The organism is Rhizobium sp. N122 (genome assembly GCF_002211295.1).
GTDB lineage: Bacteria > Pseudomonadota > Alphaproteobacteria > Rhizobiales > Rhizobiaceae > Rhizobium.
Genome location: NZ_LOKU01000009.1, coordinates 149,302 through 165,285 on the forward strand (window position 1 = coordinate 149,302; position 15,984 = coordinate 165,285).

Below are 15,984 nucleotides of genomic sequence, written 5' to 3' on the forward strand. Positions count from 1 at the left end.
TCAGTCGAGGAACGGCAAGACGACGAGTGTGCCTGGATCGAGGTTGTGGCGGATGCACACATCCTGCGCCAGCGTGAAATACCGTTCCGCCTCGTCCATGTCGTCATGCTCGAGGCTCAGTGTCGCCAAGCCATCATAGCACGGAAAGAGCAGTTGCGGTTCGTCAATTTCCTTCGCAACCTCAAGGGCTTCCTCGTAATACTTACGAGCTAGCTTCGGCTTTCCATGGCATTGGTGAATCTGCCCCAGCACGATCAAGGGCACGGAGAGATGGTCGCGCTGATCGAGCGCCCGGTCGATTTCGACGGCCTTCTCCGCCGCCGGCACACCCTCGGCCGCGCAGCGATCGGTAAAGGTACAGCAGGACACTGCGAGATTGGCGAGGAGGCGCGCCTGGAAGCCGAGATCGCCGATCCGGGTAGCGACCTCCAGCCCGCGCCGGCAGATCTTGATGGCGTTGGCCGGATCGACGATGGTGTAGAGAACGCCGAGATTTGAATAGGCGCGGCACGCCGCACTTTGCAGATCGGCCTTCTCGGCGACCGAAAGACTGCGCTCGACTTCCTGCACGGCATCGCGTCGGCGCCCGAGCCGCGCCAGTGCCGCTCCCTTGGTATTCAGGGCCTCCGCCATCGCGCGCGCGGCTTCGCGTCCGGCCTCGGTCGTTCCGTCGACCGGCAGCGTCTGCAGCCGTTGCAGCGCCTGCGTCGCCCACTCGGCGGCGGCCGCCTGATCGCCCATGCGGAAAGCCAGATGGCCGCGCTCCTGCAGGAGATGCGCATGTTCGACCGGCGCATCGATCGTCGCGATCATCGCTTCGGCCGCGGCGCAATGGGTCTCCGCCTGGTCGCGGCGCCCCGCGTCGAGATGCAGACGGCCGGTCTTTCGCAGGATCCTTGCCGCGGCGATCCTATCGTCCTTGGTGCGGTGGACCGCAAGCGCCCGCTGATAATGGCTCAAGGCAGCATCGCGCCGGCCGGCGGGACCGCAGAGATCGCCAAGACGCTCCATCAGCGCCAATTGCTCCGGCGTCACCTCCGGCTCATTGGCGAAGCCGGCAAGAGCCTGATGGTAGAGGCGCATGGCATCGTCATTGGCGTAGGTCTTGCGGGCCAGATCGCCCGCCGCCATCAGATAGCCGGCGCCCTTGGCCTTTTCGGCGGTCAGGCTGAAATGATGGCCGAGTTGCGCCAGATGCTCGGCCCGGTCGGGTGCGGCACCATATTGGCGTTCCAGAACCCTGCCGATCCTGCCGTGAAGCTCCATGCGCCGCTGCAGCAGCAGATTATGATAGATGACATCGTGCATCAGCGTCTGGCTGAAGCGATAGCCCGGCGACCCGGCCACATCCGGCCCGCGCAATTCCTCGATGATATTGGCATCGCAGAGATAATCCAGCGCCGCGTCGACTGCGGCCGGGTCGGAGGTGACGGTGCGGAGCAGGGCGGTATCGAACTTCGGGCCGACGACCGCCGCTTCCTGCGTCAAGCGTCTGATCTCCTGCGGCAGGCGATCGACGCGGGCAAGCAGCAGCGCCTGCAGATTGACCGGGATATCGACATCGGTGTCGTCGGCCGCGACATGCCAGCGGTGACCGTCATGGTGCAGCGTGCCCATGTCGATCAATCCGCGAAGGATTTCTTCGATGAAAAGCGGATTGCCGCCGGCCCGGTCGAGGATGCGTTTGCGCATCGCGACCGGCAGCTTGCCATGACCTTCACCAAAAAAGGCAGCGAGCAGCTTCTGCCCATCGGCCGCAAAGAGCGGGTCAAGACGTTGCACGGTGACGTTGACGCGATCGGAGTTCAGCGGGTCGGTCTGCGATGTCGGCCGGTAGATCACCAGCAGCATCAGCCGGCTCCGCTCCAGCCGATCCATCATGAAACGGAGCACTTCCAGCGAGGCGGCGTCCGCCCAGTGCAGATCCTCGATGACGAGCAGCAGAGGGCCTTGCGCCAGCCGCCGCTCGAAGACGGTGCGCACCGCATAGAAGATCTGCCGCCGCAACTGTTCCGGCTCGATGTGCCGTAACGCCCCATCGGGATCGCCAAGGCCGAGCACATGCAGAAACAGCGGCAAAAGCCCGTCGACATCCTCTTGTGTGAGATCGAGAGCGCGGAATCCGGTTGTCAGCAGTTGCCGCGTCCGGTCTAAATCATCCCGTTCGCCGATGCCGTAAGCGCTGCGCACCACCGCGGCGAGCGTGCCATAGGATTGTTCGCCGAGCGGAGAGCAGGTGGCTTTGCGGATGGCAAGGCCCGGGAAACGGGCCGCATCGCAAGCGGTTCCGACAAATTCATTGACGAGCCGCGATTTGCCGATCCCGGCTTCGCCGATCAGGCGGACGAGCTGCGCCGCACCGCCGCAGGCGAGATCGAGGCAGGTCAGCAGCCGCGACAACTCGGCATCCCGTCCGATCATCGGCGCCTGAAGGCCGAAACTTTCGAGACCGCGCGCCGTATGCGGCGCTTCCAGCAACCCTGCCAGCCGATGGACGAGGACGTTTCCGCTTTTGCCGCGCAGCGTCTGCGCGCCGAGACTGTCGAAGGCAAAGGCATGGCGGGTGAGGCGATAGGTCAGTGGCCCGACGAGGATATCGTTTTCGCCGGCCATCGATTGCAGCCGCTGGGCGGTGTTCACCGTGTCGCCGGTGACCGAATAGGATTTTGTGCTGACCGCGCCGAAACCGCCGGTGACGACAGGGCCGCTGTTGATGCCGATATGCAGACGCAGCGGCACGCCGGCGCGCGGCTGCCAGCGATCGCCGACTTCGGTCGCCCGACGGATCATATCGAGCGCGGCACTGAGCGCCCGGACCGGATCGTCCTCATGGGCGACCGGCGCACCGAACAGCGCCAGCAGCGCATCGCCGACAAACTTGTCGACGAAGCCGCCATAAGCCTCGACCGCCTGGGTCATCTCTTCGAACAATTCGTTCTGCAGCACCCGCATGATTTCGGGGTCGATCTGCTCGCTCAGCGTGGTGAAGCCGCAGAGATCGGCAAACAGCACCGTCACCGGCCGCCGGTCGGCATCGCTGTCGGATTTTGCCGGCACCAGCTCGATAATCGGCTTCGGCGCAGGCAGAGCGTTACCTGAGATCGATGCGCCGCATTTGGGGCAGAAGGCAAAATCGGGCTGACACGCATAACCGCAGGCGGCACAGGAGAGGGGTTGCCTTGCGCCGCATCGCGGACAGAAAGCAAAACCGCTCTGAATATCGAAACCGCAGCCTGCGCACTCCATCGCACGCGTCCCACGAAAGCCCGATATGCTGCGGCTATCTCGGCCGCACCGGCGGGCCTCAAAACTGAGGGCCAGCATGAACCTGTTGCCCCGTGCCCGCAAGCATCAAACAGGCAGGCTGAACGACGATCTCCGTCAGAATCTGGTCACCTGAGATCCGCGTCGGAGGTCAAACGACGTCACCTCGACCCTGCCAGGAACTGCCGGAACCGTTCCGATTTCGGATGCGTGAAAAGCTCGGCAGGCGCGCCTGTTTCTTCGACGACACCCTTGTGAAGAAACACCACTTTGCTGGACACGTCTCGCGCGAAGGCCATTTCATGGGTTACAACAAGCATGGTCCGGCCTTCCTCAGCAAGGGAACGCATGACCTTGAGCACTTCGCCGACGAGTTCGGGATCAAGCGCCGAAGTCGGTTCGTCAAACAGCATCACCCTCGGACGCTGCGCAAGTGCGCGAGCGATCGCAGCTCGTTGCTGCTGCCCGCCGGAAAGATGCGCGGGATAAAAGTTTCGCTTGTCGGCGATACCGACCCGTTCGAGCAGAGCTTCCGCCTCCGCGATACATTCCGCGCGGTTGCGTTTCTGCACATGCACCGGTGCTTCGATCACGTTCTCCAGGATGGTCATGTGCGACCAAAGGTTGAAACTCTGGAATACCATGCCGATGTGTTCGCGCATCCGATCGACTTGCCTGCGGTCAGCCGGTTCCGTTCTATGCCTGGCTTTCTTCAGAGCATACATCTCGCCGCCGATGCGAATTTCTCCGCTGTCGGGGACTTCGAGCATATTGAGACATCTGAGCATCGTCGATTTTCCGGACCCGGATGAACCGAGAATGGAAATCACCTCTCCTTCATGAGCTTCGAGGGAGACTCCCTTCAAGACTTCCAATGGGCCAAAGCATTTGCGAAGATCCTTGACCGAAACGGCAGCGCTTTTGTCTTTGTTGTCGCTGGCCAAAACTGTTCCCCTGTCAGACATGCGCACTCCCGTTTAAGATTGCAGCCGCATACGCGTATGAGGCGAAAGCCAGAAATCGACCATCATGAGCATTCGTGTGACGACGAAAATGATCGTAAGGTAAAGCGCGCCTGCGACGATGAAGATCTCGAAAGCGCGGAAGCTGTCGGCGATCAATTTTCCAGCCAGGCCGGTGACTTCCATGAGCGTGATGACAGACGCGAGCGCCGTTGCTTTGATCATCAGGATGATCTCGTTGCCATAAGCAGGCAGCGCATGCCTGATGGCAATCGGCAGAATGATCCGTCTGAACAAGAGAATGCCCGACATGCCACAGGCGCGCGCCGCCTCGATTTCCTCAATGGAGACGGCCCGCAGGCCGCCACGGAAAATCTCGCTGCAATAGGCGGCGGTGTTCAAAGTGAGCGCCAGCACCGCGCACCAGTAGGGTTCGCGAAAGAAACCCCAGACGCCGAGGTCCTGCAGTTCATGCCGGAATTGACCGAGGCCGTAGTAGATGAGGAACATCTGGACGAGCAGGGGCGATCCTCTGAACACGAAGACGTAAGCGCTGGTGATGGTTCGACCGGCTGCGCCGCCTGTGACGGCCAGGAGCGCAATCGCAAGCGCCAGAATGCTTCCTGCCAAGATGGACGTAACGGCAAGCTCAAGGGTTAGCGGCAAACCGCTCAGAAGCGTGAGAAACGTATCCCACAGGAAGCCCGTATCCATTACAACGCCCCCCTTATGCCCTGGGTGGTTCGAGCTTCCATTCGTTTGAACAGGATTGACGAGAACCAGGTGATGACAAGATAGAGAACAACCGCCATCAGGTAGAACTCGAAGGGGCGGCGGGTCGATCCGGCAGCGATTTGCGATTGGCGCAGGAGTTCGACGAGACCCGTGACGGAGACCAATGCCGATTCCTTCAACACCAGCTGCCAGGTGTTTCCGAGACCCGGAATGGCGTAGCGCAGGACGAGTGGGGCGACGATGCGCCTGAACTTGGCCCATGGCCGCATGCCGACGGCGCTGGCGGCTTCGATTTCGCCGCGTGCAACCGATCTGTAGGCTCCGCGAAATACCTCCGCCTGATAGGCCGCCGAAACCACGCCGAGCGCCAGGGTTCCGGTTAGAAATGCCGGCATTCCGATGAACCCTTGATAGCCGAACAGCCCGCCGACGGATCCCAGGAATGCGCTGCCGCCGAAATAGAAAAGATAGATAACCAGAAGGTCCGGAACGCCGCGCAGAACGGTGGTGTAACAATCCGCAACCCAGCGAATGGCCATGTGGCGGGACAGCTGCATGAAGGTGATCATCGTACCGATCACCGTTCCGGCCAGAAAACCGCAGACGGATACGCCGATTGTCATGGCCGCTGCAGTGAGAAGGAGCCAACCCCAACCCGTCTGCCCGAAGCCGACGAGAGCCAGGTAACTGTCGATAGGTGCCATGCGGGGCCTCTTGGTGAAAGATCGGGGTTGCGTTAGTCGGCTGCGCGCCGATGCGCCCAGATGCGCTGGAGCTTCGACATGTTTTTGAGCGAGCTTTGCACATGCGCTCGCGCTGCCGCCGCCGCCGCCTCCCGGTCTCGCGCGCAGATGGCGTCCGCGATCGCCCTGTGTTCGTCGAGGTCCGTGTGCTCCAGATCCACCCAGAGAACTTCAAGCCAAAGGGCGAGGCGAAGCTGCTGATAAACTTGATCCGTCACCCTGACGAGGGCCTCGTTTCGGGTCGATTCCACGATGACGCGATGGATGTATAGTCCAAGATCGAGGTTGCGGGCCGCGTCAGACGGCGTCTTGTTGGTCGTATCCTTGAGTTCCACCATCTGGGCAATGACGTCCCGGAGCCGATCGAGGTCTTCCTCGCTCGCAACCTCGCAGGCGAGTTGCGCCGCGCAAACGTCGAGCGCTTCGCGAACGACCAGCAGATTGCAGAACTTGGTGACGTCGAGATCGGTCACCGTGTAGCCGAAATTCCGCTGCCCGACGATAAGCCCTTCTTCTTCCAGCTTCATCAGCGCTTCACGCAACGGCGTTCGGCTGACGCCGAAGCGCTTGGCCAGCGTCACCTCCGAAAGGCGCTCGGAGGGGCGAAGCTGGCCGGTGAGGATCAGGTCCTTCAATTGCGAATAGGTGCTCTCACGCAACGATCCTCGCTGTTCTGTCTTGGTCGATGCCAATCGATTCCCCTTCCGTCTCTGGTCCACTCACCCCTCGGTGAACGACACCATAACTTTTTCCCTCTTGCTCGATCAAGCGGAATACGATTATGTATACAATGTTGACTACAACAAGCAATCGTCTTTTCGCCGGCGTTTAAAAGCCGCCCGCGATCTGGTCGCAACATCTGGAGGTCCGATGCCGGAGATTCTCAGTCTGGACGAACTGCGGGAGCGCTTTTCGAACGCTTCGGGCGGTGAGATGTTCGATCCGGAGTTTCGCAAGGTGGCCGACCTGGTCTTCGGCGGGGGCGATCGTCGCCAAGCGCCTTACTGCGGCGTCCCGACATTGCTGAAGGCGCCGTATCGACCGGACGCCGCACCCAGTTTTGCTGATATAGATATCGCGCTTTTCGGCATTCCGATGGATCTCGGGGTGACAAACCGATCCGGTGCGCGGTTCGGGCCAAGAGCCGTACGCAACGTCGACCGGGTTGGCCCTTACGATCATGTCTTGCGGACCGTCCCGACTGCCCATGCCCGTGTTGCCGATGTCGGCGATGTCCCGTTCAAAAGCCGCTTCGATCTTGCGGCATCTCACGACGATATCGAGGAATTTGTCGGCGGGTTGATAAAGGCGGGGGTCGTGCCCCTGGCCGTCGGCGGCGACCACTCGGTCGGCCTTCCGATTCTCAGGGCCGTCGGCAGGGATCGTCCTGTGGGGATGATCCACATCGACGCGCATTGCGACACGGGCGGTTCGTTCGAGGGATGTAAATTCCACCATGGCGGACCCTTTCGCCAGGCGGTTCTCGATGGTGTGCTTGATCCCAGGCGGACGATCCAGATCGGAATTCGCGGCAATTCCGAATATCTATGGGAATTCTCGTATGCATCCGGCATGACCGTCATTCATGCGGAGGAGGTCGGTGATCTCGGCATCAGCGCCGTCATCGCCAAGGCGAGAGAGATCGTCGGGGCGGGGCCGACCTATGTCAGCTTCGACGTCGATTCTCTCGATCCCGCATTCGCGCCAGGCACCGGAACCCCCGAAGTCGGCGGCCTGACCTCGGCGCAGGCGCTTGGCATTCTGCGCGGTCTTATCGGCTTGAACATTGTCGGCGGCGACGTTGTCGAGATCGCTCCGCAATACGACCCGACGTCGAATACGGCGCAAATCGCCGCTCAGGTTTTGTTCGAACTCCTCTGCCTTGCGGCCGAGGCAATCAAGGTTCGCGCGCCCTAACAAACGGACGTCGCGGAGTCTGCAACCGCCTTGCTTGGGAAAAGGGCAGGGCGCACCAAAAAGGGGAATAAAAACATGCAAGTATCAAAGCTTTTGCTGACGTCCGCTTTGCTCGGCGTCATCTCGGCCGGCGCTGCCGCCGCGCAGACGAAACCAACCGAAATCACCATTGCGACCGAGGGCGCATACGAGCCTTGGAATTTTACCGGTCCTGACGGCAAGCTGGCCGGGTTCGAGATCGATCTCGCCAATGACCTTTGCGCCCGCATGAAGGTGAAATGCACTATCGTCGCCCAGGACTGGGACGGGCTCATTCCATCACTCAATGCCAAGAAGTTCGATGCCATCATGGCCTCGATGATCGTGACCGAAAAGCGCCTTGCGGTCATCTCCTTCAGCAAGCCCTATGCCCCGACCGCGGCCGCATTCATGGTCGAGAAAACCGGTCCTCTCGCCGATCTGCCGGGGACGGGGACGACGGTCGACCTCGCCGCTGATAAGGCGAAGGTCGAGCAGGAATTGCAGCCGCTTCGGGACGCCCTCAAAGGCAAGGCCGTGGGCGCCCAGGTATCGACGGCGAACGCAGCCTTTCTCGATACCTATTTCAAGGGCGTTGTCGATCCAAGAGAATACAAGACGGTCGAGCAGCATGATCTGGACCTTCAGGCCGGTCGCATCGACGCCGTCGTTGCCCAGAAAACCTCATTGACTGCAACGCTCGGCAAGGACGACTTCAAGGACTACAAGATCGCCGGCCCGACCTTCAAAGGCGGGGTCTTTGGACAGGGGATCGCGGCAGGCATCCGCAAGGACGATACGGTGTTGAAGTCGATGTTCGACGCCGCGATCGAAGCCGCCGAAGCCGACGGCACGATCAACAAGTTGGCGCAGAAATGGATCAAGACATCCCTTGATTGATTGAGCGGCAAAGCTCCCTCGGCAGTAATTGGCAGCCGGTGCACCGAGTAGGTCGCGCCGGCTGACCGGCAGAGCTTTGCCAGGAGCCGCCACTGAAATAGACCCCAATTTGGAGAACCTCTGTGACCATCCTTCTCAACTCCGTCGAATCCCGGGACGCTGCGTTTGTTCTGCATCCCTATACCAACGCTTCGCAGCATCTGAAGGACGGCCCGCTGGTGATCACCAGGGGCGAGGGGATCCACATCGTCGACAGCGAAGGCAACAAATACATCGAAGGTCTTGGTGGGCTGTTCTGCGCGTCGCTGGGCTTCAGCGAACAACGTCTGGTAGACGCGGCGACCCGCCAGATGAAAGAGCTGCCCTTCTATCACAGCTTCGGCGGCAAAACGCATGAGACGGCGGTCGAACTTGCCGAACGGCTCATTCGGCTTTCACCGGTTCCGATGTCGAAAGTGTTCTTCGCCAATTCGGGTTCCGAGGCCAACGACACGGCCATGAAGCTTGTCTGGTACTATCACAATGCTATCGGCATGCCGGAAAAGAAGAAGATCATCTCGCGCATGCGGGCTTACCACGGCGTGACCATCGCTTCGGCAAGCCTGACCGGACTGCCGAACAATCACCGTGATTTCGATCTGCCGATTGATCGGGTGCTGCATACGGACTGCCCGGAGTTCTATCGCTATGGCCGCCCGGGCGAAACGGAGGAAGAATTCGCGACGCGCTGTGCCAATTCGCTTGAACAGATGATTCTTGCCGAGGGACCGGAAACCATCGGCGCATTCTTCGCCGAGCCCTTGATGGCATCCGGCGGCTGCATCGTTCCGCCGCCAACCTATTACGAGAAGATCCAGGCAATCCTCAAGAAATACGACGTGCTGCTAATCGCCGACGAAGTCATCTGCGGCTTTGGCAGGCTCGGCACGATGTTCGGTTCGGAAAGCTTCGGGCTTCAGCCGGATATGATCGTCATGGCAAAGCAGCTTTCGGCAGCCTACCAGCCGATCTCCGCCCTGATGATCAATGAAAAGATCCATTCCGCGGTCGTTGCCGAGAGCGAGAAGATCGGAACATTCGGACATGGTTTCACCTATAGCGGCCATCCGGTCGCGACGGCCGTCGCCCTGGAAACCCTGAAAATCTACGAGGAACGTGACATCGTCGGCCACGTCCGCAACATCGCTCCGGTATTCCAGCGGCGGTTGAACGAGCTTGGCGACCATCCGCTCGTCGGCAACGCCCGCGGTCGTGGCCTTATCGGCACCCTTGAACTGGTTCGCAACAAGGAAACAAAAGAGCCGTTCAAGCCGACGGACGGCATTGCCATTCACGCAGGCAAGCGAGCCCAGGTCCATGGCGTCATCACGCGCGCCCTTGGCGACAACTACTCGCTTTGCCCGCCGCTTATCATCACCGAGGCGGAGATCCACGAATTGTTCGATCGCTCCACGCGCGCATTGGATGATACTTATACATGGGCGAGGGCAACCGGCCTCTATTGAGCGAAGGAAGCGACGATATGCGAAATTTCGAATTGCCGGGAAGATCGATGGCCGTCGGTCGCAATGGCATGGCCGCGACATCGCACCCGATGGCGACTTTGACAGCGATCGAGATCCTGAAAGCCGGCGGCAGGGCCATCGACGCCGCCGTCGGCGCCTGTGCCGTCCAATGTGTCGTGGAGGCCGGATCCACAGGCCTAGGCGGCGATTGTTTTGCTCTACTGGCGTTGAATGGAAATGATGATGTCCTTGCCTATAACGGCTCGGGGCGGACGCCGGCGGCGGCGCATTTTGCCTGGTTTCAGGAAAACGGCATCGGTTCGATCGAGCGGGCATCGCCGCATGCGGTGACCGTTCCTGGGGCGGTGGACGCCTGGACCCGCCTCGTTGCCGATCACGGCAGGATGCCGCTGTCGGAAATTCTTGCGCCGGCTATTGCATTGGCTCGCGACGGCTATGCGATCACGCCACGGGTTGCCGCCGACATTTCGAACCAACGCGACCTGCTGCTGCGCGATCCATCGACCCGTCGCCTGTTCCTGATCGATGATCAGGCTCCGACGGTCGGATCGGTTCAACGTCAGCCGGAACTGGCGCAGACGCTGGAAACGATTGCAACGTCGGGCCGGGACGGCTTCTATCGCGGTCCGGTGGCAGCCGACATGGTGACCCGGCTGAATTCCCTTGGCGGCCTCCATACCCTTGACGATTTTGCCTCAGCTGCCGGCGAATATGTGAAGCCGGTCAGCGCGACATACCGCGGATGGACGGTGCATGAATGCCCGCCGAACGGGCAGGGCATCGTCGCTCTGATGATCCTGAAGATCCTGGAGCGTTTCGAACGCAAAGGCGATCCGCTTGGTGTGGACAATCTGCACATCGAAGTCGAGGCCACGCGGCTGGCTTATGCGGCTCGTGATCGATGGGTCGCAGACATGGCCGCCTCAGACGTTCCGGTCGACTTCCTGTTATCCGATGAACTCGCCGACAGCCTTGCCGCCAGGATCGACCTGAAAACCATCGCCGATGCCGGGGCTGTTATCGACGGCGTCGAGCATGCCGACACTGTCTACATTTCGGTTGTCGACAAGGACCGAAATGTCGCCAGTTTCATCAACTCGATCTTCCATTCTTACGGAAGCGGATTGATGGCGCCGAATTCCGGCGTGTTGTTCCACAATCGCGGGCAGAGCTTCAGTATGAAGCAGGGGCATCCGAACGCGATGGGGCCGCGCAAGAGGCCCATGCACACGATCATCCCGGGCCTGGTCACCCGCAATGGCAAAAGCGTCTTGTCGTTCGGTGTGATGGGTGGGCACTATCAGGCGATGGGCCACGCCCACTTCCTCTCCAAGCTGTTCGATTTCAATCTGGACATACAAAGTGCGATTGACCTGCCTCGGCTCTTTCCACTTCCCGGCACGACATCAATCGAAACCGAAGCGCTTCTGCGAGCCTCGATCGGGCGTGATCTCGAAGCCCGCGGCTTCAAGGTCGTCGCACCGAATTGGGCGATCGGCGGCGCCCAGGCGATCTGGATAGACGATCAACACAACACGCTGCTGGGCGCCTCCGATCATCGAAAAGATGGTTGCGCGCTCGGTTACTAGAGGCAGTGGAGAGCTGAATGTCGGCATATCCGAATACCCAACTTTATATCAATGGCCGCTGGAGGCAGGGTTCAAACGACGATCTGACCGTCGTCAATCCGGCCTCGGGCGAAGTCATCGGCCGTGTTTCCAATGCCGGCGCTGCTGATCTCGATGAAGCGCTTTCGGCCGCCGCCGCCGGGTTTGAGCAGTGGCGGCGCATAAGTGCGTTCGAGCGGGCAAGGCTGATGCACGCGGCGGCGGAGATCCTGCGGCAGCGCTCTGCGGCGATCTCTGTAATAATGACATTGGAACAAGGCAAACCGCTCGCCGAGTCCAGGGCAGAGGCAGCCGCGGCTGCCGACATCATAGACTGGTTTGCCGAGGAAGCCCGCCGTGCCTACGGCCGGCTCATCCCGCCACGAGCGGCCAATGTCAGGCAGATGGTGATCAAGGAGCCTGTCGGCCCGGTGGCGGCCTTCAGTCCCTGGAATTTTCCATTGAACCAGGCCGTCCGCAAAGTTTCGGCGGCCCTTGCAGCTGGCTGCTCGATCATACTGAAGGGGCCGGAGGAGACGCCGGCGAGTTGCGCTGAACTGGTTCGCGCCTTTGCCGATGCGGGCCTGCCGGCGGGTGTCCTCAATTTGGTTTTCGGAATTCCGGCCGATATTTCAAATCACCTTATCCCGCACCCGATTATCCGGAAAATCTCCTTCACCGGATCGACCGCCGTCGGAAAGCAGCTGGCCTCCCTTGCCGGCGCCAACATGAAGCGGGTGACGATGGAACTCGGAGGCCATGCGCCGGCAATCGTGTTCGATGATGCCGATATCGATCTCGCGGTCAGACTGTTGGCGGCTGCGAAATTTCGAAACGCCGGGCAGGTCTGCGTGGCGCCGACCCGGTTCCTCATCCAGGAACGTGTCTTCGAACAATTCCTCGATGGCCTGGTAAGGGCGGCCGAGGCGATCAAGGTCGGCGATGGATTGAGCGACGGCGTGACCATGGGACCGCTTGCCAACGCGAGGCGGGTAGGAGCCATGGAGGCGCTGACAGCCGACGCGGTGATGCACGGTGCGAAGATTGCGACCGGCGGCAAACGGATCGGCAATCTCGGCAACTTCTTCCAGCCGACGGTTCTCACCGACGTTCCACAGCATGCCCGCGTGCTCAGCGAAGAACCATTTGGCCCCTTGGCGATCGTGAGTGCATTTTCGGACTACGACTCTGCCATTGCGGAGGCCAACCGCCTGCCATACGGCCTGGCGGCCTATGCCTACACAACTTCGGCAAAGACCAGCGCAGGCCTTGCTCGCGATATCGAAAGTGGCATGCTGTCGATCAATCATCATGGGCTGGCGCTGCCGGAACTGCCCTTCGGAGGCATCAAGGATTCCGGCTACGGCTCGGAAGGCGGCTCTGAAGCAATGGAGAGTTACTTCAATACGAAGCTCGTGACCGAGGCGGCTTGAGCAGGCTATCGGCTCGCCTTTGCCGCTCCCTTGCCCTTCATCCGGCAAAATTCGATCAACTGATCCGAGGTCATGGGTCGGGCCAGGGCGTAACCTTGCAGCAAATGGCAACCGAGATCTTTCAGGATCTTCGCATGCTCCATTGTCTCGACGCCCTCGGCAACGATGTCGATGTTCTGCGACCGGCCGATTTCGATGATGGAGGAGACCAGACGGCGTTGAGATGCAGACGCGATGATCGGTTTGATGATCTCTCGATCGATCTTGAGCCGTCGCGGTTCAAATCGAAGCAGGCTGATGATACTGGCATGTTCGGTGCCGAAATCGTCGATCTCGATTTCAATGCCAAGCTCTTTGATCATCGGAATAACGTCATTGAGCGCAGGTTGAAGCTCGTCGAAGGAAATCGTCTCAAGCAGCTCGAAACACAGGCGACCTCTCGATACGGGAAGCTCGGACAGCTCGCCCAGCAGATTTGCCTGCGCCAGTCGGCGCGCCGATATATTGACTGAGACGCGCGGGATCTGCATTCCCAGGCTGTCCCATCGTGTCAGCTCGAACAGAGCCTTCTGCAGGATCAGCCTGTCCATGTCGCCGCTCCGCCCCAGCCTTTCCGCGGCGTCGAGAAAATTGTTCGGGCCGAGCAGACCTTTTTGCGGGTGCTCCCAACGGGCAAGCGCCTCGACGCCTGCTATGTCAAGCGTGTCTGCATTGAACTGCGGTTGGAAGAATGCAACGAGCTCATCGCGGTCGAGCGCCTGATTGAATTCATCCGCCAGTTCTTTTGAATGGATTGCGGCGCTGCGAAGCTCTTCGGTGAAAATCGCCGCGCGGCCGCGGCCCGCCTTCTTCGCCTCGTACAGAGCCAAATCGGCGTTCAGAAGCAACTGACCGAGATCCCGCCCGCGAGCACGTTTGCTCTCCCAGGCGACACCGACGCTTGCTCCGACCACATACTCCGCCCCATCGATAAGGAGGGGCTGCTGGAGCGCGTCGACAATCTGTTTGGCCAATTCGGTTGCTTCAGGCTCGGGATTGGTGCTCCACCTGGCGAAGATGAACTCGTCTCCACCGATCCGAGCCGCGACGTCGTTCGGGCCGGTCAAATCGGCGAGGCGCGAAGCCGTTATTTGCAGGACCATGTCACCGCCGGCATGCCCCTTCGTATCGTTGATCTCTTTAAATCGGTCGAGGTCGATATGAATGAGGATCAGACAGTCTTCTCCACCGGGTCTCTCTGGCTGCGCGATCATCTGGTCGACAAACCGGCGGTTCGCAAGCCCCGTCAGGGCGTCGTGCAACGACAGATATTCCAGCCTTTGCCGCGCTCGAACGAGCTTCTTCTTGTGAAGCCGAAGCTTCTCGATTGTTCGTTGGCGTGATTTGGTCAGGAAGCCGACCCAAATGATCGGCGCAACGACACATAAAGCCAACAGGCTCGCATAGAGTTCAAAAATGCCGATCCCGCTGTTCTGGCCCCATCCGCGCTTGGGCACTGCGCCGAACGTCCACCGGCCATAAGTCATATCGACGGATGTCACGACCGGTTGCTTCGAAAACGTCTCCAGATTTCCGAGAAAAACCTGTTTGGGTGAGTTGGGCTCGGGCACCGTGCTGATGGCAATCTCAAGCTCGGTCGATCCAAGCCCGCTATCGCTATAGAGCCTCGGAATATCGACAATTCCGGAGAGCAGCCCCCAAAAGATCTGGCTTTTTCCATCATTGATATAAATCGGGCACCTGACGACGAAAGCAGTTCCGCCTTGGACGAGCTCCACCGGGCCTGTCAGAACGATATTGTGGGTGTTGCGCGCCAGCATCGCGGCAGCCCGTTGCTTCTCATTCTTCCGGTAATCGAGCCCGATGGCCTTTTCGTTTCCTTTTTCCGGATACACCCACCTGACCACCATGTCCGGCGCCGCAGCGAAGCTGCGCAATTGTGAATCGGGCTGCAGGATCTGCGCGGCAAGTTTGGAAAATCCGTTTTGGCCCATTGCCGGATCGACCGCGATGCCAGCCGCCAGCCCTTGCAGCAGCTTCACATTGCTATTGAGGTTCGTCTGAAGCCGAGATGATATTGTCGAAAGCTCGCCGGCAACAATCGAGCGCTCCTCCGCCAGCGATCGCTCCAGCCGCCAGTTGGTTGCGACCCAGACGACGATGACTGCAATAATTGCCGCAAATAGAGCCGGAGCAAATGCGCTTGCATGGCTGGCTGCCGAGGCGCCAAGGCCACGTACTATCTTTGGATTTCTTCGAAACGTCATCAGGTTTCCGGCGTGGATGGATACGCCTGCATCCTTGCACAGTTTCTTTAAGGCAACGCTAAACCGGCCGGCTTGCGAGAAAAGCCGATCCGCGGTCCGGATGTCGTAGGCACCTTGCGTTCAGCAAGCTGGTGCAGGCGAGGGGGAATCGATCACCATCGGCTGCAGATTGCGTCGAGACATCCCAGAATCACAAGCCATTGTTTTTCTTGGCGTGTCGCACCTGGAAATAGAGTGTACCGGCTACAACATCATGCCAAAGCTGACTAGAGGGGCGACATTGTCAGCCAGTTAGAAACGCGACGCTGGCTCTGATGATCAGCCCCCGATCCGACCGGCTGGGCCAGGTTGAAAGGGCGGAGCGGGGGCGGGTGAGGGGCACCCTTCGGCTTTAGCTTTCTCACTAGCAATTGTTCTTTTGCCGCTCGATACTCGCTTGCACTTCCATGGCGCAGGTTGGGGATCAAAGCCGCACGATGCTTCCAGAAATCAAGCTGCAGGGTGACGTCGATGTCGCCGCGCTGTCACCTCTTCTTCGCGGCATGCTTCTGTCCGTTGCCTATGCTGACGGTGAGGGTGGCATAGGATTGACCGCGACCGGTGCTATGAACC

General features: G+C 60.2%; 11 protein-coding genes. 5 read left to right on the forward strand and 6 right to left on the reverse strand.

Annotated features, from left to right (window positions below):
• The 5 genes from ATY75_RS08930 to ATY75_RS08950 all read right to left on the reverse strand — a co-directional run bounded on the left by ATY75_RS08930 (position 1) and on the right by ATY75_RS08950 (position 6,396).
• Positions 1–3,246: an adenylate/guanylate cyclase domain-containing protein gene (locus ATY75_RS08930; protein ID WP_088937250.1), complete on the reverse strand. Its 3,246-nt coding sequence runs from the start codon at positions 3,244–3,246 to the stop codon at positions 1–3.
• Between the two features lie 179 nt (positions 3,247–3,425).
• Entirely contained in the window at positions 3,426–4,229 is an 804-nt protein-coding gene (locus tag ATY75_RS08935; protein WP_088937251.1) for an ATP-binding cassette domain-containing protein, read from the reverse strand.
• A 12-nt stretch (positions 4,230–4,241) separates the two neighbouring features.
• On the reverse strand, positions 4,242–4,940 hold the full coding sequence (locus tag ATY75_RS08940; protein WP_088937252.1) for an ABC transporter permease subunit: 699 nt from the start codon (positions 4,938–4,940) through the stop codon (positions 4,242–4,244).
• Entirely contained in the window at positions 4,940–5,665 is a 726-nt protein-coding gene (locus tag ATY75_RS08945; protein ID WP_088937253.1) for an ABC transporter permease subunit, read from the reverse strand. The genes ATY75_RS08940 and ATY75_RS08945 overlap by 1 nt, the downstream gene beginning before the upstream one ends.
• Before the next feature lie 32 nt (positions 5,666–5,697).
• Positions 5,698–6,396, reverse strand: a complete 699-nt coding sequence (locus ATY75_RS08950; protein ID WP_088937254.1) for a GntR family transcriptional regulator — start codon at positions 6,394–6,396, stop codon at positions 5,698–5,700.
• Positions 6,397–6,574: 178 nt separating this feature from the next.
• On the opposite strand from ATY75_RS08950, the gene speB reads away from it, so the two are divergent.
• From speB to ATY75_RS08975, 5 genes are all read left to right on the forward strand, one after another.
• Entirely contained in the window at positions 6,575–7,621 is a 1,047-nt protein-coding gene (speB, locus tag ATY75_RS08955; RefSeq protein ID WP_088937255.1) for an agmatinase, read from the forward strand.
• Between the two features lie 75 nt (positions 7,622–7,696).
• Positions 7,697–8,539, forward strand: a complete 843-nt coding sequence (locus tag ATY75_RS08960) for a lysine/arginine/ornithine ABC transporter substrate-binding protein (RefSeq protein WP_064838503.1) — start codon at positions 7,697–7,699, stop codon at positions 8,537–8,539.
• Positions 8,540–8,661: 122 nt separating this feature from the next.
• A complete protein-coding gene (locus ATY75_RS08965) occupies positions 8,662–10,044 on the forward strand; it encodes an aspartate aminotransferase family protein (RefSeq protein ID WP_088937256.1) in 1,383 nt (460 codons plus the stop codon).
• 17 nt (positions 10,045–10,061) lie between these two features.
• Positions 10,062–11,654, forward strand: a complete 1,593-nt coding sequence (ggt, locus tag ATY75_RS08970; protein WP_088937264.1) for a gamma-glutamyltransferase — start codon at positions 10,062–10,064, stop codon at positions 11,652–11,654.
• Between the two features lie 17 nt (positions 11,655–11,671).
• Positions 11,672–13,105: an NAD-dependent succinate-semialdehyde dehydrogenase gene (locus tag ATY75_RS08975; protein WP_088937257.1), complete on the forward strand. Its 1,434-nt coding sequence runs from the start codon at positions 11,672–11,674 to the stop codon at positions 13,103–13,105.
• 5 nt (positions 13,106–13,110) lie between these two features.
• On the opposite strand, the gene ATY75_RS08980 is transcribed toward ATY75_RS08975, so the two are convergent.
• The gene (locus ATY75_RS08980) at positions 13,111–15,372 is read right to left on the reverse strand and encodes an EAL domain-containing protein (RefSeq protein ID WP_088937258.1); all 2,262 of its coding nucleotides are present in this window, start codon (positions 15,370–15,372) and stop codon (positions 13,111–13,113) included.
• Positions 15,373–15,984 lie beyond the last annotated feature (612 nt).

Excerpts from the sequence above, each read along its gene's own strand:
- ATY75_RS08945 (WP_088937253.1), bottom strand. The coding sequence starts at position 5,665 with ATGGCACCTATCGACAGTTACCTGGCTCTCGTCGGCTTCGGGCAGACG.
- ATY75_RS08935 (WP_088937251.1), bottom strand. The coding sequence starts at position 4,229 with ATGTCTGACAGGGGAACAGTTTTGGCCAGCGACAACAAAGACAAAAGC.
- ATY75_RS08975 (WP_088937257.1), top strand. The coding sequence starts at position 11,672 with ATGTCGGCATATCCGAATACCCAACTTTATATCAATGGCCGCTGGAGG.
- ATY75_RS08940 (WP_088937252.1), bottom strand. The coding sequence starts at position 4,940 with ATGGATACGGGCTTCCTGTGGGATACGTTTCTCACGCTTCTGAGCGGT.
- ATY75_RS08960 (WP_064838503.1), top strand. The coding sequence starts at position 7,697 with ATGCAAGTATCAAAGCTTTTGCTGACGTCCGCTTTGCTCGGCGTCATC.
- ATY75_RS08980 (WP_088937258.1), bottom strand. The coding sequence starts at position 15,372 with ATGACGTTTCGAAGAAATCCAAAGATAGTACGTGGCCTTGGCGCCTCG.
- ATY75_RS08930 (WP_088937250.1), bottom strand. The coding sequence starts at position 3,246 with ATGGAGTGCGCAGGCTGCGGTTTCGATATTCAGAGCGGTTTTGCTTTC.
- speB (WP_088937255.1), top strand. The coding sequence starts at position 6,575 with ATGCCGGAGATTCTCAGTCTGGACGAACTGCGGGAGCGCTTTTCGAAC.
- ggt (WP_088937264.1), top strand. The coding sequence starts at position 10,062 with ATGCGAAATTTCGAATTGCCGGGAAGATCGATGGCCGTCGGTCGCAAT.